Here is a 23,473-nt window from a genome sequence, read left to right as displayed (position 1 = left end):
CCACGTGGAACATCGCTGTTTTTTATATCAAATTCGGTTTTTAATAAAAGTTAGATCAAAACAGGTTGTAGTTAGAATAGCTGTAATCGTTTAAAGTTAATGGTATGATTAATAATCCCAAGGGTAAGATTTTTTTAGAGTGTAAGGACTTTTTGGTTTCTGGAGAAAAATTTCAATTAGTCAAGGATCATACCTATGATATGTTATTTACTACACCACAACCAAAACCAGAAGAGTTGGATAGGTATTATGAAAGTGATGCCTATATTTCTCATACGGATGCTAATGAAGGTTTTTTAAATAGATTATACCAATCTGTTAAGAAGATTAACCTTAAGAATAAAATTAAGCTAATTGATAAAACCCATCCACAAAAAGGAACTTTACTGGATGTAGGTGCTGGGACTGGAGATTTTTTAGTAACCGCAAAAAATGATGGATGGAATATTCAAGGCACAGAACCTAATGCAAAAGCAAGACAACTTGCAGCAACCAAAAATATTTCGCTTCAGTCCGATTTAGCCTCTTTTACATCAAACTCTTTTGATGTGATTACGTTGTGGCATGTGTTGGAGCATGTGTCAGCATTGCAGGAGTATATTGAAAGATTAAATGACCTGCTTAAGCCAAATGGAACTTTGATTATAGCGGTTCCCAATTTCAAATCTTATGATGCTAAGTACTATAAAGAGTATTGGGCAGCGTACGATGTTCCTAGACACCTATGGCATTTTTCAAAAACTGCTATTAGAGATATTTTTAAGGAAAAGGGTTTTGAATTGATAAAGGTAAAACCTTTGTGGTTTGATGCTTTTTATATTTCGCTAATGTCAGAAAAGCTCAAAAAAGGAAAAATAAATTATTTTCTGTCATTTATCATTGGATTCTATTCCAATTTGAAGGGTTTATTCTCTAAACAATACTCTTCTCACATTTATGTGCTCCGTAAACCATAAAAAGCTATAGCATTTCTCTAGATACGTTTTTGGTAAACTGAATAATGAAATGGTTGGTCTAAAATTAATACTTGCTTAAAACGTCTTATTTTGCGTTGTTTTTAATCAGATTTAACTATAGTTTGCTGTACTAAAATCAATTTTTGTTATTAATACTATTTAATAGCTATTTTTCATTTTTGTCTAATGAACTTTAATATTTTTGTGGGACTTATTAAAATTTCAAAAAATGAAAAAATTTATAGCAATTGGATTGTTACTTGTAGGAATCATTTCTTGTAAACAGGAAACCATAAAAACAGCTTATGTTAATAACACCAAGGTGGTTTCGGATTTTAAAGATATGAAGGCGGCTCAGGATAAATGGACCAAAAAGAACAAAGAAGTTCGTGCAGCGTTGGAGCAGAAGGCACAACAATTTCAAATAGAGTTAGAAGGGTATAAGAATATCCGTAATTCTATGAATGCAAATAATCGTCAGAAGAGAGAGCAAGAGTTAATGCAAAAACAACAAGAAATCCAAAGAGAACAACAAGTTCGACTACAGGAGATTCAACAAGGGAGTCAGGAGGAAATTGATTCTATTATTGATAAGGTAGAGGATTTTATAAAAGATTATGGTAAAAAGAATGGATATACCTACATTTTTGGAGAAACCGAGGTAAGTAATTTATTGTATGCCAAAGAAGAGTTAGACCTTACAGACGAAATTCTGGAAGCTTTAAATGGAGAAGCACCAAAAAAGGAAAAAACAGATAAATAAGAATAATTCTTTCGAAAGACCCCGATGTATGAACTATGTCGGGGTTTTTTAGTATATTACTGTGTTTTTTTAAATTTATGGCAGCTTGTCTCGCTAAGATTATAAGGTTGTTTTAACATATTTTAACGGTCTTTGGTCGTATAAATTGATGTTTTCGATGTTTATACACAATACTAAAGCCGTTATATAGTTATATTAAAACCGTAATTGATTAGAAAAAGAGAGCAATATTTGATGATTTTTTAGACAACAAGCTTCAAAATGCTCTGATATAAATTTAGTTAATTATATATTTAAATAACTGATAAACAATATTTTATAAGATATATACGAGGTAGTTAATAGGAGTAAAAGGATGTAGTTCTACGCTCTAATTTTTTAGTAAGAATATTATTACAAAAAAAATTAAAATTTGTACTAGTTATAAATTAAATATTTATATTTTTATCACTTACAAAAAAATATATTAACAACATTATTAACAAGCGCCCCAAATCGCTGATTAATAGTATAAATATCCACCACTTAAACAGTGTGATATTATGAATAATAAACTTAACCTGTCATCGTGTGTTATAGTGCTTTTACTCCTTATATCTTTCCAGGAGGTAATTGCACAACGGACTATTGGACGTCCTCTACTCATTGATGAAAGAGACAATGAAAGAAATGCGGCCTGTGCTACGCAAGCTCAGAACAGCTTTATTTTTATTGCTTCTTTATCACCCGGTGATGCTCTTCCTTCTGGTAATGAGTTTATTTTCGAACTATCTGATCCCGATGGGAGTTTTGATACGGGTCAAAATCGTGAACTTGGTAGAATCGATAGACCTAATAATGGTACGACTACTACGCAAGAAATTCGAATCGAGGGCATTGCCCTACCCACTGATGTAAATAGTGATTTTTATCGCGTTCGGGTAAGAACCACTGAAGCCGGTATACAAAGTCAGCCTTCTGATGATATTGCGATGCACTATTTTGATACTCGCTTACGTGTTATTTTGAATAACCGAAATGATGTTTTTGTATGTAATAGTACCACTATCAATGAAACTATTACGGTAACTATGCGAGATGATATGGGTAATGCAGTGGATCCTAATCAATTTGATTGGATTTGGTTTAGAGATGGTGCCTTGATCACTGGTGCATCAGGACCTTCACTCCAAGTAACTACGGAGGGTACCTATAGAGCAAGTATTCCATTTGGGTTGTGTCAACCGTTTTATACAGCAAATGGATCTGCGGGTAACTCAAATAACGTAGATGTCATTTTATTAGATCAGGATGCGGTAACTGTTAGTACACCTTCTCCTGACTTTTCTTATTGTCCGGAGGAAACCAAAGTATTGATATCTAGTGAACAGGATAGTGATTTTAGCTACCAATGGTATAAGGACGGTGAGCCAATTGCAGGCGCTATTGCACCTACTATTACCTTACCACTTAATAATTTTCAAGGAGAATATTATGTTGAAGTGCAGTTTGGTAATGAAGGATGTACACTACAATCAACCCCCCCAACGATCGTAACTAATGAAGGATCAAGTATCACACAGGAGTTACCAGAAAATTTAATCATTTTACCAAATGAGATTATTACCTTAGAAGTACTCACCGATGCGCCAGATGGCAGTCCATTTCGATGGCGTGTTAATACAAATGTACAAGAACAGGGTATAGTCAGTGGACCTTCACTAACCTATGTAATTGATGATGGAATAGTTGGTGAGTATAGAGTAGAAATCGATGCCAATGACCCCTGTGATTCAAGACTTTTCTCGGAAACTGAGATTTTTGCACCCGTGAATTTTGATATAACCATTGGCACTACGGGAGAAAATCTCTGTAGTGAGGATACGGTACAGCTCGAATTGTTGGAGATGCAAGGGCGAACGAATACTGGCTTTCTGGTCCCCTTGACCCCCGAACAGCTCAACTTTTTTGATTTTGAATGGTATAGAGATGGAGTCCCCTTAGGTGAGACTTCTTTGTCGTTAACAGTAGATCGTAGTGATAGCGGTGGAAATTATCAGTTGAGAGCTAATTTTAGGGGTCCTGAATTCGGTGAGACTATATCCAATAATTTACCGATAAGCTTTGTAGCTGACGATATCGAATTAACAGTAACACCAGAATCTCTACCAGAAGATGGAAGCCCAGTTACCATTACTGCACCTTTCGATAGTAATTATACCTATGAATGGTATATTATTGTAGATGGTGAAGAACAACTCATAGCAGGAGAAAATGAAAACACGCTACAAACCAATCAAGAGGGTACTTATTTTGTTAGAATTAGTTCTCTTATTTGTACAGCAGACTCATTGCCAGTTACTGTAGGAATACCTTCAGGCCCCTCTGAAATAATACCCAATGTGATCAGTTTTAACGGGCAGGCTTTTAGAAACTGGACTTTGCCACAAAGTATGCTGAGTGATGGTACGGTAGAAGTGATCATATATGATTCCAGAGGAAGAGAAGATTTAAGAACAACAAATTACCAAAATAATTGGCCAACGGAGAACTCTCGAACAGGAGGTAAGGACGCCGTATATTATTATATAATAACAAAGAACAGTACCGTGCTTAGAAAGGGATCTATTACGGTTATGAGATAATTTTATGATGAAAAAATTACTTTTACACACCATATTTATTTTGTTAGCCCTACAAACAGTAAAGGCTCAGGATGAAGACACCGTGAATTATGGTGTGTTACCTACAGATATTCCTACTCATACTTTGGTAAGGTACAATAGGTTTTATTTTAACCCTACTTTTTCATTAGTACGAGAAAACAAAAAATCCATTAACGTTTATAACAAGCAGCAGTGGGTTGGCTTTAATGATAATCCTCAAACTTTTTTATTATCCTATACTTCTAATTTTGATGAAAAAACAGGTGTATCTATAGGTCTTTTTCAGCAAAATGAAGGTATTTACAGGTATTTCGGGGGAACGTTGAACTATGCCTATAACTTAGAATTTGATCGCGATGTGAATTTGACTTTTGGTATGAACCTTGGTTTTTCACAAAGTGGGTTAAAATCGAATATCGATTCTGCTGACAGTACCACGTTTAATAACGGTGTTGAAATTACCGATCCAGTAATTCTTAATTACGAAAACAGCTCGGTATTTTTATTATCTCCAGGTTTCAATTTTAATTATAACGAATTTGACGCTGGGGTTACTGTAAGTAATCTAGTTGCATATAATATAAGCGGCAGTGAATTGATCACAGATAATATGGCCTTTAGAGGACATGTAATGTATACTAGGGCTTTAGAGCGTAGATCTGATAAGTCCTTGAGAGGTATGGCTTACGCTAATATGTTGAACATGCTCAATGATAATGAAACCGAATTAAGATATGGTGCCAATGTATTGGTAGATTTACCAGAATTAGGTTGGGGCCAGGCTGGATATGACAGCTTTTACGGTGTATCTTTAGGAGTTGGTGGCCATATCACCCCTAACGTATCTGTGGGATATACTTTTGAAACAGGTATGGGAGATACTTCCGCATTTGGTTCCACCCACGAGGTAGTACTAGCTTATAATTTTGCCTTAGATAACAGAAGATCAAGAGGTAGAAAGACAACATCTCAGAAAGCCTACGAAGAGCGTGATTCTGAAATCAGAAGATTGAAAAAAGAAATTTTGGAGCAAAATCGTTTGATCCGAGAATTACAAGAACGTGGAGGAGATTCCCTATCTCAGGCGCAAAGAGCCATGAGCAGATTGGAACAACAAATTCAAGAAGCAAAAGAGGAAGAGGCAAGACAGGCAAGACAGTTAGCATTACAACGTGAAGAAGAAGTAGAACTACTCAATAGAAAATCAGAAGAAGAAGAACGATTAGCTTCTCAACGTCAGTTGGAGCAACAAGTAAATACGATTGAGCAAGAAGGTATTGACCCAGCAGAGGAAGCAAGAATTGCTGCCGAGGAAGCCGCAAGAGAAGAAGAGGCGCGCAAACAACAAGAACAAGAAGATCGATTAACTTCTCAAAAGCAAATTGAACAAACAACTACATCACAAAATTTAATAAGCGATACGCGTGAGTTGTTGACTACGGCTAGTGTTAATGAATTAAGAAGTCAAGCGGATATTATCAGAGCAAGTAGTTTACCGGCAGTTGATAAGCAAAACTTATTATCTGAGATTGATATTGCCATTGCTACAAGAGAAGCAGAGTTGCAAAGACAATCATTGCTAGAGCAAACCAGAACCTTGATTGCAAGTGGTAGCGTTAATGAATTGAGAAGTCAAGCGGATATTATCAGAGCCAGCAGCCTTCCTCAAGTACAAAAGCAAAGTTTATTATCTGACATCGACGTAGCGATAGCTACTAGAGAGGCGGATCAGCAAAGACAATTATTGTTAGAAGAGACCAGAACGCTTATTGCTAGTGGTGGAGTCAATGAACTTAGAAACCAGGCAGACATCATTAGAGCAAGTAGTTTACCAGCAGTTGATAAGCAGAATTTACTATCTGAGATTGATGTGGCGATAGCTGCTAAACAATCCGAAAACGAAGAAGCTGAAGAGCAAAGAAGACGTAGCTTACGATTAGAGCAAGAAACACAACAACTAATTACAGAAACCGAAGAGGTAATGGGTAATGAGGATGCTTCTGTTGAAGAATTAAGAAGAAGATCCCAATTGGTACAGTCCAATACCTTTATTCCTAACGAGCAAAAAGAGGAGCTATTAGCACAAATTCAGGATAATATCAACCAAAAAGAAGCAGCGAATGAAGAATTGAAGCAAGCCACACGCACATTGATTACTAGTGGTAGCGTCAATGAATTACGAAGCCAGGCAGATATTATTAGAGCAAGTAGCTTGCCTGCAGTAGATAAGCAGAATTTATTATCAGAAATAGATGTTGCGATTGCTGCTAAAGAAACGGCAAATCAAGAAGCTGAGTTAGAAGAATTGAAAGCGGCGACAAGAGCTCTAATAACTAGTGCTAGTGTCAACGAATTAAGAAGTCAGGCGGATATTATCAGAGCTAGTAATTTACCAGCGGTAGAAAAGCAGAATTTATTGTCTGAGCTCGATGTAGCAATTGCTGCAAAAGAGGCTGAAGCACAGCAAGCCGCTGAACAAGAGCAGTTAGTTGAAGAAACAAGAGCGCTATTGACGACAGCAACGGTTAATGAGTTGCGAAGTCAGGCAGATATTATCAGAGCAAGTAGCTTACCTGAAGTTCAAAAGCAAAGTTTAATTTCTGAGCTAGAATTGGCGATTACCACAAAGTTAGCCGAGGAACAAGCTGCAGAAGAAGAGCAACGTAGAAGATTACAACTAGAGCGAGAGACACAACAGTTTATTACGGAGACCAGAGATGCCATAGCTAATGAAACTCCAGAGCAACTAAGAAGACGTTCTCAGCTAGTGCAGTCCAATACATTCATTTCTGATGAAGAAAAGCAGGCATTATTAACGGAGATTGAGCAAAGTATTGCTACCAAAGAAGTAGAGTTACAGAGACAGCAATTAATGGAAGCCACAAGAACCTTACTAAGCTCCGGAGGAGTTAGTGAGTTAAGAAATCAGGCGGATATTATTAGAGCAAGTAACCTACCTGAAGTAGATAAGCAAAATTTATTATCTGAGATCGATGCGGCTATTGCAGCTAAAGAAGCGGAAGCAGCTCGATTAGAGGAACAACAGCAGCGCGAGGCTGAAGAAGCAAGACAGCGTCAGGAATTAATTGACGCTACCCGAAGTTTAATTACTTCAGGGACAGTAAGTCAATTAAGAGACCAGGCGGATATTGTGAGGGCTAGCGAGTTGTTACCACAAGCAGATAAGCAAAGCTTATTGTCTGATATTGATGCAGCTATTGCAAGATTAGAGGCAGAAGAAGCACAGGCAGCAGCGGAAGCGGAAAATCAAGCAACTGCTGATGTTCCTGAAACTACAGCCGAAGAGCAGCAAGAGATTGAAAGACTACAAAAGGAACTTGAAGATCGTACAAGAATTAGTAGTAGAATTACACAGAAGCGGGATTCACTATTAAATTCTACCTTGAATCTAGATAAGAGAGACTTTACGCAATTATTAGAGTCCTTAGTAGCGATGGATAACGATGCAGCAGATGCGAAATCTGATTCTGATCCAACAAGCTCTAAGCGTTTAAGTGAAAAGAATAGATTTATCAAATTTGCTGAGGTGTCTAGACCTGAAGCTCAATATGCGACTAAGTTTATTCCAGGCTATCCTGAAGGTTACTACCTAATTGGTAATGTGTTTAAAGGTGGCGATTACGCTGAGAAGTTTGAGCAGACTTTAAAAGATCTTGGTTTCAATGGAGCACAGGTAATTCTAAACCCTGAGAATGATTTACAGTATGTATCTATAGCGAGCTACACGGATAAAGATGAAGCTGCAAGAAAATACCTAAGCAACATTGATAATGCGTACTATGGTGATATGTGGATCTTACATATTGCGAAGAGTAGAGTAGAATCGTATAAGCGATTATTGCAAGAAACAAGAGTGATTGAAGAATCTGTAAAAGATGACACCGTATTGACCGAAAACCTATCCTTCATCGGAGGACACAGTGTAGAAAACGGATATTATCTGATTACAGATGTATTTAAGAGAGAAAATTATTTCGAAAGAGGAATGGAGCGATTAAGATCTTTAGGTCTGGAGCCACAATTCTTTAGAAATCCAAAAGATAATTACATATATGTGTACCTAAAACGTTTTGACACAATAGACCAGGCAAAACAGAGTTTATTCTCTAACGTAGGCGGAACATATAGTGGTGAATTATATATTTTAAAAGTAGAATAGCCACCCCAAAATAATGACTATGAGTACCCAAATAACACTAACTAACAGGCTGATGAAAACCATATTGTATAATAAGGTAGCAATACTATGTATTGGGTTCCTGATGATATCTATCAGTAATACTATGAATGCTCAGGTAACACAAGCTTTTGATACTGTACCTGAAGGAACGATAAATGATATTCGAGGTGATTTAATCATGACCGGTAACGACATCGTTGGTATGATAGATCGCAATGGCACGTCCTATGATCCTAATGCAGCCTACAATGGTACCTTAAACAATGGTAATTATACTACAGCATTTATTGATATTGATGGAGATCCATCGACCTTTAGTTCCAGTTCAGCAGATCTTAATGCACCAAGAAACGAGTGTAGCCGATTAGTATATGCGGGGTTATATTGGTCAGCGAATTACTATATGCAGCGGGATCAGAGTCCAAGGAATTATTCTGATAACGAATTAGGGAGTAATAATGATACCAATGTGAATCTAACGATTAATAATGGGGACATAGCAGAAGAGTATAATGCACGCTATTCAGAGTTTGATAATGACAATTCAGACATTCGATTACGTCCAGTTACGTCTTACTTGGTAGTGGCACAGCCCGTAAGTGAAAGAGGCTGTTCTATTACCAATGCAGACTCATTAGTGGGCAATATTGCAGTAATCAGGGATGGAGGTAGCTGTTCTATAAGAGAAAAAGTGGTCAATGCACAGAATGCGGGAGCATTAGGGGTCGTTATTGTGAATGACAACAATGGTAATATGCCCAGACTAACAGGTAATGGTCCGGCAATTAATATTCCCGCAGTATCCATTGGTAATGATGATATTGACAATCACCTGATTAATAACGGAGACCTTATCGATTTGTTACTAGCTAGACAACCTCAGGTATTTTTAGCAACCTTGTCTACTGAAGGGAATCCGATTTTAAATGGGTTACCAACAGCTGATCCAAGAAAATTAGGGCCAGCTGATTTTAGAGATGTAAAATTACGTTTACCAAACGGTACCAATTATATTGATATATCCGCTACGGATATTGTTTTTGATGGCTATCGAAACAGTGGGACCAATCCATTAGGTGATGTTGCTAATGATGAAGTACCCTATGTATGTTATGCGGATATAACACAGTTGTTAGACCCAAACAATTATTTTGGTACGTATACGGTAGCAGATATGAATGCAACCCATGGGTTTACCAGTGGAGCGGATGGAGCTTGTGGGGGTTGGTTCATTGTGGCCATATATGAAGATCCTTTGGAAACGGCAAAATATATCAGTACAAGTAACGGGTTTGTGCAAATTTTTAGTGGAGGAGCTCCAGTAGATTTTCTATATTCTGGATTTACCACATTAGGAGGTAATGAACCTATTGATGTGCGCTATGGTGTGGCCTCTTTAGAAGGAGATACCAGTTTAGGAGGTGATCAATTGCGTGTAGAAAATACTAATGGTAATTTAGTAGCCCTTGGAGGCGGGGGAGCTTCCGTGAATCCTAACGGAAACTTTTTTAACGGTTCTATTTCAGAAGATGATGCCTATATTACCGCTCGGGTACCCGCATCTGAAAATACGCAAGGTTTTGACATGGATATTTTTAATCTTGATAATGATGGTAACGGGTTGATAGGAAATGGTCAGTCGTCGGCAAGATTTCAGATAGCCACAAATCAAGATAGGTACAGTGTATTTTTTAATGCCTTTTCGGTAACCATTATTGAGCCTGAATTAAGAATCGTAAAAAGGGTTTATGATACTGATGGCGTTACAGAAATAACTGGTGCTAACGTTGAATTAGGTGATGAGCTTTTTTATGATTTAGAAATTGAAAATATAGGTAATGAAGATTTTGTTGATGGATCAGTTGTAATTACCGATATATTACCCCCTAATACCGATTTAGTGAGTATACAGGATGCTACTTTGCCTCCTGGTGTAACCTATGCGGAGGTAAGTCCAGGGGTAATAGAATTTTATATACCATCAGAAATAGTCGAAACTCGATTTGATGACCCTGTAGGAGAAGGAGATGGTCCTATTTTTATTCGATTTAGAGCACGATTAGTAGCCTCTTGTGAAGATTTAAGAGATGCTTGTTCGGACATTATCGAAAACTCCGCCTCTGCTACATATACGGGTTTAATAACTGGTAATACCAGATCTACCTTAAGTACAGCTGCCATTGGAGCTTGTGGGGATTCTAATCCTGTTGCTTCTAATGTTTTAGTAAATGTTCCAGCCTGTGAGCAGGATGTTACGTTTTGTAATGACGACCTTACTTTGGTAGCAGGTACTGGATACGATCTGTATACTTGGTCTGGTCCGGGTATTAGCCCACCGGTCCAAACTACAGTGAATTTTTATGCGGTACCTAATCCACAATCAGGGGTATATACGGTGGTAAAAGAAGATACGGATCCATCGGATGGAACCTGTATGACATTAACAGAAGAGTTTACGGTAACCGATTTTAACACCATATCCAATCCAATTTTGGATTATGTTAATGGTACTACGGTAGTTACTGAAGATTGTAGTGGTTTACCGATACCTCAAATCTTATTATGTGGTAACCAGTCGTTAGAATTAAATACTAATTTTGACCCAAGTAACCTAGATAGTATTTCTTGGCAACGTTTATCACCAAGTGGAGCTTGTATTTCGGATCCAAATGACCCTTGTTCTTTATTATCAGGGGATTGTACAGACGCCAACTGGGTAGAAGAACCAGGAGGAAATACGCCAGTATTTACCGTAACACAAGCGGGTGACTACAGAATTTTAGCAGAGTTTGATGGTGGATGTTTTATACCGTTCTATTTCAGTGTATTTAGAAATGACTACCAACCACAATTAACTATGAATCCAATAGAGTGTGGTAATGATGGTAGTGTAACGGTTACTAATGTACCAGATAATTTTGCGTTTAGCTTAACACCAGGTGGACCATATAATAACACTACAGGAGTATTCCCTATTTCAACAGGTGGTGATATTACAGTATATGCCATTGATACTACTTTCCCAGGTTGTGAGTATACGGCAACGATTAACGTTCCAACTATTGATCCTTCTTTTAGTGTTACTGCAGTCGATCCAAGTTGTATTAATGATAACAACGGAACAGGTTTCGGTAGAATAAATATTTCAGTAACGGGTGGTATCCCAGAATATCAATATACCATTTCTAGTCCAGCACTGGGTGCAGCAGATCCGATTATTGTTCCTAACAGTAGTGCAAACAATGGAAATTACACTCAGAATAATTTACCACCAGGTAACTATACCGTGGAGGTTATTTCAAATAGACCAGCTCCAGAGTGTTTGTTTACTACAAACGTTACCATTAATCCAGCAACTCCATTTGAGGCTGAGGTAGTATTGTTAGCACCAGAAACCTGTACTACAGGTGCCTTAGTGCAAGTTAATGTGACTCAAGGTTCAGGAAATTATTCCTATGCGGATAGCAGCGGAGTCTTTAGAAATTGTAGCACAGATCCAGATTGTAATATTTTTGAATTACCAATACCGGCAGATCCTAATACTGTATATACGTTCCAGGTAAGTGACTTAAATGTACCAGCTGGAGAAGCTGCTTGTATTATTGAAGCAAGCATTGATAACATCAATCCTTATAACCCTATTGTAATAGATGCGGTAACTCCAACAAATCCAATTTGTCCTACTGATGCAGGGCAAATAAGAGTAGAGGTTTCTCCACAGGTAACCGGAAGAAATTATTTATACGAATTATTGACTACAGCAACTTGTGCTGTTAATGATACAACTTACACCGTAGTGGATCAGATCAATAGTCCATTACGAGATGTAACCTTTACGAACGTAGCAGATTTTGACTGTTACCGGGTACGAGTGTCTCACGAGAATACAACGCCTCCGGGAACAACGCCACCGACTATATGTCCGGTGATAAGTGATCCGGTTGCGATACAGTCACCTACACCTATCGATGCTAGTGTAGTTTTAGATAGAGGACTTTCTTGTATACCAGGAAACGAAGATGCCGTGATACAAATTGTTTCGGCTACTGGTGGTACAGGTAGTTATGCGTGGAGTTTCAATCCGTCAGGATCCTATACGAATATTACGAGTTTCCCGGTAAATATACCGGTCAATACTGCGGGTACTTATACGATTTATATCGCCAATCAGAATGCGGGCAATACGTGTCCGATATCAAGAAGCGTAACCGTTGATCCTTTAGCTACGGTTGATGATTTGACTTTTACAGAAAACAGTACTAACTGTACCGCACAAACGGTAGAAGTAACCGTGAGCGCCGTACCAGTAGGGCCAACCTATACGTATAGTGTTACGCCAGCTCCAGTAGCAGGAGATGCTACAACTGGAGTATTTACATTGGATAGAGGAACCGTATATACATTTACTGCGGTTAGAACTGATAACCAGTGTGAGTTTAGTGAATCCTTTACAAGAGATGTATTACCAGAAATTGATATCACCAATGCTGCTGAAGCTAGCCCGGTCATTTGTACCGGTGATAGTGATGGTTCGCTTTCGTTTACTGTAGCGAATACTACTGATTTTGATTGGGTAGTAACAGATTCAGGTGGTGCAACTGTAGGATCAGGAACAGAAACAGGTTCAGATCCAACGACAGTTACCGTAACTAATCTACCTGCGGGTGATTATGATATTGCGGTGACCGACACGGCATTAACTACTACATCTGCGTGTACAGACACAGCAACAGTGACGATTACGGAGCCAGTAACACCTTTATCGTTTACAACAACAGCAACAGAGTCTAGCTGTACGTCAAGTACAGGTACGATCACAGTTACGGCAACAGGCGGAAGAGGAAATTATCAGTATAGATTAGACGATAGTGGAGGAACGACCTTAGTAAATTATCCAAATACAAATAACGTATTTACAGGCTTGGCAGCAGGCACGTACACTATTTTTGTAAGAGACGGTAATGATCCTACAACGGCTTGTGAGGTTACTGCAACTGAAACCATTGTTGTTTTTGCTTCACCAACCATTGCATTAGCAGCTGGTGGTGACCAATGTTATGATGGAACTAATCAGGCTAGTCAGTGGATCACGATAACTCCAGGGGTAGCCACACCAGTTGGACCGTTTGAGTATAGTGTAGATGGAGGAACGTTCCAGCCAGTAGTATTCTTAGGAGCACCAGCACCGGCGAATACTTTTGAGATAGACAACTTAGCACCAGGAACTTATTCCGTGGTGGTTCGAAATACAAATACTAACTGTAGTACGGCGCCGATCAGCTTTACCATAAATCCAGAATTGACCATAACAGCCAATCTAGATAAAGATATTGACTGTAACGGAGGTGCCGAGATTTCATTTACCGCTGCTGGTGGTAGTGGAACTTATACGCAGTATGATCTATACGATTATAATGGTGGTTCTCCAACACTTATTACCACAGGAATTACTTCCGTTTATACAACCACAACTCCAGGGGAGTATGTGATACTGGTAACAGATGATTTAGGATGTACTGCATTCTCAAATCCTGTAACCGTAACTGCTTATACACCAATTGCTGCAACAGCTACAGCAACTAATCCAGATTGTCCTGCAGAGGATGGATCTGTTACAGTTACCGTAACTGCTGGCGAAGGACCATTTACGTATGTGTTAGATGGTAATGCAGCTACGCAAATTGGACCAACAGGATCAACTACAGTAACGTTTAATAACGTTGCAGTGGGTACGCATACCGTTACCATCACCGATGGTGTTGGTGGTACACCAGCATGTACTGAAGACGTTGCAGTAGATGTAATTGCACCAACGCCGATTACGGCAAACATTGCCATTACACAAGATTATCGATGTGATGCGGCAGGATCCAGTACCACACCACAATTAGGTGAAATTACGGTATCTGGTGAAGCAAATGGAGACCCATCAACTTACGAGTATAGTATTGATGGAGTAAACTGGCAAGCAACACCTATATTCCCTGGTTTGACAGATGGTACCTATACGCTTTATATAAGAGACGCCAACACCATTTCGTGTCCAGTGAACTTAGGACAATTGACTATAGATCCATTAGTACAGGTGACCGACTTAGCGTTTGCAGCTACACAAGTACAGTGTCCTGGCTTAACCGCTGATGTTACCTTGACACCAACCTTAGACGGAACAAGTAATGTACAATATGAAATTATTGCACCAATAACAGTAGGTCCTCAAACATCAAATGTGTTTACTGGTCTTACTTCAGGAACTACGTATACCTTCTTAGCAAGAACGGATACCGATGGTTGTACGTATACTGAAACGTTTACCGTACCAGAGATTGACTTTATTGCCGTCAACGGAAGTGTAGTCTCAGACCCTTCGTGTAACGGAGCGGCTGATGGTGAAATTTCATTTACCGTATCCGGTATTGATTTAACCGCTACAACCTATGCCTACCAGATTACAGAAGGCGGAGGTGCAGTAGGGCCATTTACAGCTACAGGTCAAACAACAGCAACGATTAACACCGGTGGTTTACCAGCGGGTGTATATACCGTGGAGGTTACTGATGAAACGACCTTATGTACAGACACAACCACGATTACCTTAACCGATCCAGCGGTGCTTACCGCTACTGCAGCTATTACTGCTCCATTGACCTGTGTGCAGAATGCGACCATTACGGTTACCGTATCAGGGGGTAACGGAGGTTATCAGTACGAATTATTCAATAGTGTGCCGGCATCAGTTGCTGGACCACAAGCAAGTAATGTATTTAGCGTAGGAACTGCAGATACCTATGAGGTTGTTGTTACTGATGCCGAGGGTTGTACAGTTACAACGGCTCCAGTAACAGTAACCGTACCAACTCCAGTAACCGCAACAGTAGAAGCTACTTCTGATCGTTGTTATGACCCAACCAATCAGGCTAGTTTAGATATTACAATTAACACAGGTACAGCACCATATACCTATTCGGTAAATGGAGGCTCGGATGTTGCGGTGGCAGGAACAACCTTTACCGTGGGTGGATTAACACCGGGTAATTATGCAATTGTCATTACAGATGCTAATGGTTGTGAGGTGACAATTAATGAAACCATACAACCTCAAATTACTATTGCAGCCAGCTTGTTGAAAGATTTGGATTGTTCTGCATCACCAGGTGCTCAGATCCAAGTAACCACAACAGGTGGTAATGGAGGAAATACTTTTGAAGTCAATGTAAACGGTGGTGGATTTGTAGCTTATGGCGGTGGATTCCCATATACTACAACTACTGCAGGTACGTATCAGTTTAGAGTTACGGATAGCGAAGGTTGTCAGGCAACCTCTTCTGTGATTACAGTTACGCCTGCACCGAACCCCGTGGCTACAGAAACCTTTATCAATCCAACGTGTAATGGAGATTCCGATGGTTCAGTAACCATTACGGTAGATACTACAGTAGGTACTGCACCTTATGAAATTGATTTCAACGGTTTAGGATTTAGCAATCAAACAACCTATGGCGGATTACCAGAAGGTACTTACAATTACACCGTTAGAGATGCTAAAGGGTGTACGGATACCTTTACGGTAACCTTATCAGCTCCAGCAGTAGTTATTGGAAACTCAATAGTAACAGATATAACCTGTAGTGGTGCAGGAACAACACCAGGTTCTATCGAATTAGAAAATATAACAGGTGGAGTACCACCGTATGATGTTAGTTTATTAAATGCTGCAGATTTAAGTTTAGTAGCCACAGCAACGCCATCTAATCCTGTATTAGGTGTGCCATCAGGTTCTGATGTTACTTTTGGCGATTTAATATTTGGTGATTATATCTTTAGAGTTATCGATAGCAATGGATGTACATATGACTTCCCTTATTCTATTTCAACAGAACCAATATTTACTATTAACGCATCTGTTGCCACAGCTGGAGTTTGTGCAGACGGGGTAGAAGCGAATATTCAAGTAACGGGTGGTGCTGGACCATTTGAAATTAGAGAGTATCCTTCGGGAGTTTTTGTACCGTTGAACGGATTACCAGTTTCTTCAGGGACACCGAATGAAAGAAATCATCAATTTCCTAATTTACCGTTTGACACAGAGTTTACTTTTGAGGTAATTGATTTGTCTACTAATTGTACAGACATTCAAACACTCACGCCACCTTCAAGTCCTTCAACAATAAATATTGCACTGGTGGAAAATCCGGTAACATGTGTAGGTAATGCTGATGGATCCATTGATTATACCATTACTGGATACCAAGGAACGGAATTAACCTATAGCATATATAGAACCGATGATTTGAATACACCTATTACAGGTAGTTACACGTTTACTCCTGGGAACCCTGATACGGTTGCTTCAGGTGGTACAGCTACAGGAAATGTTTCAGATTTTGGACCAGGAACATACTTATTCAGGGTTGAAGAAACTGATGGAGGTGTAGCAGATCCGTGTAATGCGGCGGTAGAATTTACGATTGTAGAGTCACCAACACCATTAACATATGTTGACACAGCGATTACACCAGGTAATTGTAATGCCTTATCACAAGGCGTAGTTACCTTATCAGGTGGTACAACACCATATGGTTATTTAGTGGTGGAAGATGGCTTACCAAATCCAGGCACTTATGGTTCAAGTAATGTGGTTACTTTAGACCAAAATGTGAATTTAAACTGGGACTTATATGTTACTGATGCTAATGGATGTGTATTAGGCCCAATTGATTTAGTGGCGCAGGTAACACCAGATCCTACTATTGATAACATATCAGCGGTAGTAGATCCGTGTGTATTTGATGGTGCCTTTGAATTTACCGTTACGGCAACAGGTCAGAGCCAATTACAATTTGGTATCGATGACGGAGATACGGGTACAGCAGATGCTCCTGTATTTGTTAATGGTACGCTTGTTGGACCAAACCAATATGAGTATACATATACGGTTTCAGGACCAAGTGTAGATCAATATACTATTACCGTTAGAGATGCTAATGGATGTACAGATGTTGATGCAGTTGTGATTTATCCAGAATTAATCGTAGACGCTAACTTTACGGTAGATCCTACCTGTACAAATAGTAATTCGGGTACTGTGGAAGCAACAGTTTCAGGAGGTTCTGCAACCGCAGGTAACTGGACTGTCATTTTATTTGATACAGATGCTGGTGCTGATACAGGATTAGTACCTGTGTTTACCGCACCGGGGACCTATACCTTTAATCCAGTGCCTACGGGTAACTATGAAGTTAGAGTTACGGATGCCGTTTCTACTTGTTCTGCTGCAGATGCAGTTTCAAGGGCTCCACTGGTGGATCCAATCATAAGCACTACTGTAGAAGAGATATCTTGTATAGGGTCAAGTGATGGTTCAATTTTAGTAAGTATTCAAAGCGGTACGGATTTAGATGGTCCATATACATATGAATTATATGAAAATAACGGAGGTACTCAAGGAGCATTAATTACCTCTCAAGTTGGAAATCCATTATTTACAGGCTTGTCATTTGATGCTTTGGGTGCGCCATATCCAACAGCAGGAGAGTATTTGGTGGTTGTTTCATCTAGTTTAGGTTGTGTGGATTCAGAAGCAGTGACCTTGATTAATCCTACAGATCCAATTGCCACGCTATCTGCAACAGCCTATAGCTGTTCAGGAGCTGCGGAGAACTTCCCGGTAATTACTGTGGATAATTTTGCAGGTGGTTCAGGAACACCATACAGAATATCTTATACCGACCCATCAGGTAATGTTTCAGGTCCGGCTACACCAGGTAGCTTGGATATCGATACAGGTACTGCAGGGATTCAGATATTAGCAGATGAAGCAGGCAACTATGATTTCACAATCTATGACAGTAATAACTGTAGTAACAATATTGGAATTATAAATATTCCGGCATTCCCGATTATGACGGATGCTGTGGTTAATCAGGTAACGCCAATCGACTGTGCTACCAATACAGAAGAAGTTACGGTAACCGTAACTGGCGGATCAGGGCCTTATGACTTTGTAGAAATCAACGGATCTGGTCTTTCTCAAATTGGTGTAGCTTCAGGTGGAGCAACTACTACTAGTGGATCGTTCTTATTACCAGGAGTAGGTACGTATCAGTTTAGAGTTACGGATCAAGCTACGGGTTGTTCTATATTGACTTCACCATACGAGGTATTACCATACGATACTATTGATGGTACTATTGCAGTAGTAGCGCCTCCGATTGCGTGTTTTGGTGATGCAACCGGTTCTATTGAACTTACGGTTACAGGGCATACAGGAGCTTACGATTATGTAGCAACGAATACTACAACCGGTAATACCGTTACTGGATCAGGAAATACAGCCTCGGGACCATTAACGATTACTGGATTAGAAAGTGGAAATATACAGGTGACAGTTACTGACCCTGTATCTACCTGTAATGATGTAACGAATACGGTGTTTATTGCCCAACCAGAGCAATTAACCTTAGCATTAGTATCTAACGATAATGGCTATTGTACAGCTGATGGTGTGGTGGTAGTAGATGCCGATGGAGGAACTTCACCGTATACTTATACGGCTACAGATGTACCATTTGGTGGTACCTTAACGGTAACTAATTCTACAGGTGAATTTGATTTACCAGGTACGATTGCAGGTACTCAATATGAAATAACTGTAACTGATGCGAATGGTTGTTCTTCAACTCCAGCATCATTAACTGAAACGGTATTCTTAACTGAAGATCCTACTTTAGACCCATTAACGGTAGACGATGTATGTACCCATAATGGTAGTTATGCTATTACAGCAACAGGAACCAGTAATGTAGCTTCGCCTCCGGGTACAGGTGCCTTACGTTTCCAATTAGGTACAGGAAGTATTGTTGATGCGAATAACGGATTGATATCTCACATATTTACAGTGTCAACGCCTGGTACGTACACTGTAACGGCTTATGATGAAAATGGTTGTCCGACGAATATGGAATCCATTACCATATTACCTGAGTTGATTGCCACTGCAGATTATTCTGCTGATCCTACGTGTAGAGATTTTGATGGTACAGTAACGGTTACTGTTACTGGTGGATCTGACTTTAGTACCAATCCGGGTAACTTTACCTTTGTATTAAATGGTACGGATAGTGGAGGTGCAGCAGTGAATATCACTCAATCAGGTGCAGGTGGTAATATCTTTACAGGTATATCGGCAGGGACGTATACAGTAACCGTAACGGATACAAATATTCCTGGAGTTTCAACCAGTACACCTTGTAGTGTAACGGTTGATGTTCCACAATTACCAGTACCAGTAGATCCGATTATTACGGCTACTTCAACGGCAGTATCTTGTATTGGTGCTACGGATGGAACAGTAACTGTGGCTATCGATCCTACAACGGATGATGATGGACCCTATACCTATGAGATCTTTGTGGACACCGGTGGTGGTGTACCAGGAGCTCAAGTAGGCGGATCACAAATTGATAACCCTGTATTTACAGGATTACCAACAGGTGATTATGTGGTCTTAGTTACTTCGGATCGTTTATGTGATGGAACAACTTTAATTAATGTGCCAAATGCAACACAGGTGGTTGCTACCGCTACCCAAAGTGCCTACGGTTGTGCTGCGGATAACAGTGAGATATTCCCGATAATTACGGTGACTATACAAGATGGAAGAGCGCCTTATACGGTTACCTATACTACACCTTCAGGCGATACCGTAACTGCAATTGATGTGGTAGATGCAGATGGAGGTACACCAGGTGTTCAATATGAAATCTTAGCGGACCAGGCGGGTAACTATACAATTAATGTTACCGATTTTAATGGATGTACAACAAGTCCTGTTTCTTTAATAGAAACAGTTAGTCCATTCCCAGTGATGACCAATCCTACGGTAACGGTAGATACGCCTATTACCTGTCCTGCAGGAGAAGATGTAACCGTACGTATTGAAGGTGGTGCCGGTGGTAACTATGATTTCGAAGAAATTACAGGAACCGGTCTTATCGTTTCAGGTGTACCATTTGGAACTAATGATGATGGAGCCACCGCACAGACAGAAACAGGAGCTCAGTTTACCTTACCAGGTGTTGGGGTGTACATTTTTGAGATTACAGACCTTACTACGGGTTGTTCGATTAGAGTAACACATGAAATTGCTGAGTTTAACCTTATTGATGTGGTTGCAGTACAGGAAACACCAGAGTCTTGTTATCAGGATGGTGATGGTACGATACGTATTACCATTACGGGATATACAGGTGACTTTGATTATACGGTAATCGATACAGCGACTGGCCTAGAGGCTACGGATATCAATGGTAATCCAATTGCTACGGCCACTGGTTCGGATACCGCAACTAGTGATCCATATACGATTGTACTACCATTTACGGCAACAACAGGAAACTATATCGTACAGATTGAGGAGACGAATACGCCATTCTGTATTACTACGTCAAACGTAGTAACTATAGATGGTCCTGCGATTCCAGTAGATCTTACGATTACGCCTATTAACGATACAGAGTTCTGTAATCCTGCAGCTAATGGTGCATTCCAGGCAAGTGTTACGGGTGCTAGAGGTACGGTAACATACCAGTTAGCAAGAGCAAGTGCTCCGGCAACAATTATAGCAACCAACACAACTGGATTGTTTGAAGGGTTGACAGCAGATACTTATGAGGTAACAGTAATCGATGACTTAGGTACCTTTACGTGTACAGATACCGAAACCTTTACCATCAATCCTCCTGCGGATGACGTTGCAGCAACATTAACCACGACAGACATCAGTTGTTTTGGAGCGGCAGATGGAAGTATTACGGTAAATGCAACAGGTACTGACGGTCCGTTTGTGTATACCATTACGCCACTAGGCGGAACAGAAAGTGGTGAGCAGACCTCTAATGTGTTTAATTTCTTAACGGCTAATGATTATACCATTACTGTTTATGACACCTTTGGATGTACCACAACTGCAGTGGCCACAATCAACGAACCAAATGAGGTTACAGTGAACATAGACAATGTTACCTTGGTAACTTGTGCCATCAATACCATTGATGTTACAGTTTCAGGTAATGGTGATTTCCCAATCAGAGATCACGTATTGGTTAATGTAACAGATAATAATAATCCAGTAGAAACTGTGGTAACTACTAATGCTTCGACCTACACCTTTATCAATCTACCAGCTGGTCAATATCAGTTCTATGTGGTAGATGTTAATGGATGTAGATCGCAATTAAGTACGGTAGTACCAGTAATACCAATTGATGACATAACGTTCGAATTGGATCTATCAGCAGCTAATGTAAACTGTACTGATGAAGCTTCAGGTATTGTTGATATTGCGGACATTACAGGAGGTATTGGAGATTACAGATTCCAATTAACGAACAATACAACAGGTCAGGTATTCCCAGGTGCTGGTTTATTCCAGTCAGAGAGTCAGTTTACGGATCTTCCACCAGGTGACTATACTTATCTTGTGGAGTCGGATAGAGGATGTTCTGCTACCAGAAACTTTACCATCGTTAATCCGCCATTATTTGAACGAATTGACCCACAAGTTAATGACGTAATTTGTTTTGGTGAGGATAATGGTTCTATCATTGTGTTTGCACAAGGAGGAACACCACCATATTCATTTGCGATTAGTACAGATCCAGGAAGATTCTTTAACGATGCATCGGATAACGTTCCTAATCAGCATACATTTACGGAGTTAACTCCAGGTACGTACCAGGTGTTCTCTCAAGATGCTAATGGATGTGGTCAGGTTTATGACATCGTAATTGGTGAGCCTGATGAATTACAAGTAGCTATTGATGGTCAGGTTTCTCCAGAGACGTGTGCCGGTGATATGGACGGATCTGTTACGATAACCGTAACAGGAGGTACTCCACCATATTCTACAAACATTACGAATAATGATCCTGATTTTGTACAGGACTTGTTCACCTATGATATGTTACCAGGTGGTCAAACCATCATTTATGTACGTGATGCTAATGGTTGTAGAACTGAGATCGCTGTCAATGTACCACCCGGAGTGGTGCTAGGTGCAGATTTAGCGCCAAGATTAGAGTGTCCGGTATTTGATTATACAGATCCTGAAAATCCAGTGATGACTCAAGGGCCAAGATATTTTGTAAACTTTGAACTGATTGATGGTTCGGTTACTACAGATATTACGTATATGTTACAAGGAATTAACGGTACTCCAGATCCAAACCCATCTATTAATTTTGATGGTGAGTTTGAAGTAGTACCAGGTGAATACGAAGGAACTATGGAGCATATCGACGGCTGTGTTGAAGTGGTAGGAACAATTCTTATCGAAGCATACCAACCGTTATCGGTACCGGTAGCTACGATGACCAATAATCCACAAGATCCAAATGAGTATGAAATCTCAGTTACAGGAGGTATACCACCGTATACGTTCTATGTTACTTTCGAAGACGAAGGTGTAGAACGAGAATTGGATGGTAATATCTTCACCGTAAGAGATACAGGTAACTATATTATTAGAGTAGAGGATAGTAGTGGAAGTATATGTAGTGTAACAGGTACACAAGAATTGACGTATATCAATATTAGAATTCCTAATTACTTTACACCAGGAGAAGATGATCCATCAACACCTGATGATGAAAGTACGTGGTACCCTAGACAAATTACCTCAGATCAGGATCCTAACAATCCTTCGCAATTTTTCTTTGAAAATATGGAAGTAAAAGTATTTGATAGATACGGACGACTTCTTAAAGAATTTAGAGGATACAGTAAAGGATGGGATGGTGTGTATCAAGGTAAGGAATTGCCTTCAGGTGACTATTGGTATACTGTGATCTTAAACGATATTGATAATAGAAAGTTCACAGGTAACTTTACGCTATACAGATAAATAAAA

At 39.6% G+C, this 23,473-nt stretch carries 5 protein-coding genes; all 5 read left to right on the top strand.

The genetic code is table 11. The features are described from left to right. Positions 1 to 104: 104 nt before the first annotated feature. Positions 105 to 956 carry a class I SAM-dependent methyltransferase gene (locus EV197_RS02570; RefSeq protein WP_130285174.1) on the top strand — a complete coding sequence of 284 codons (852 nt, stop codon included), beginning with the start codon at positions 105 to 107 and terminating at the stop codon, positions 954 to 956. A gap of 229 nt (positions 957 to 1,185) precedes the next feature. Continuing rightward, complete coding sequence (locus EV197_RS02565) at positions 1,186 to 1,719, top strand: OmpH/Skp family outer membrane protein (RefSeq protein ID WP_130285173.1); 534 nt, start codon at positions 1,186 to 1,188, stop codon at positions 1,717 to 1,719. A 542-nt stretch (positions 1,720 to 2,261) separates the two neighbouring features. Next, positions 2,262 to 4,343: a T9SS type B sorting domain-containing protein gene (locus EV197_RS02560; RefSeq protein WP_130285172.1), complete on the top strand. Its 2,082-nt coding sequence runs from the start codon at positions 2,262 to 2,264 to the stop codon at positions 4,341 to 4,343. A gap of 4 nt (positions 4,344 to 4,347) precedes the next feature. Further along, positions 4,348 to 8,544, top strand: coding sequence for a PorP/SprF family type IX secretion system membrane protein (locus tag EV197_RS02555; RefSeq protein ID WP_130285171.1), 4,197 nt, complete (start codon positions 4,348 to 4,350; stop codon positions 8,542 to 8,544). A 19-nt stretch (positions 8,545 to 8,563) separates the two neighbouring features. Continuing rightward, positions 8,564 to 23,467 (top strand): T9SS type B sorting domain-containing protein, encoded by a 14,904-nt coding sequence (locus EV197_RS02550; RefSeq protein ID WP_165388982.1) that lies wholly within the window; start codon positions 8,564 to 8,566, stop codon positions 23,465 to 23,467. Positions 23,468 to 23,473 lie beyond the last annotated feature (6 nt).

The organism is Aquimarina brevivitae (assembly GCF_004216895.1).
Taxonomy (GTDB): Bacteria; Bacteroidota; Bacteroidia; order Flavobacteriales; family Flavobacteriaceae; genus Aquimarina; species Aquimarina brevivitae.
This window is presented reverse-complemented; position numbering and strand designations above follow the sequence as displayed.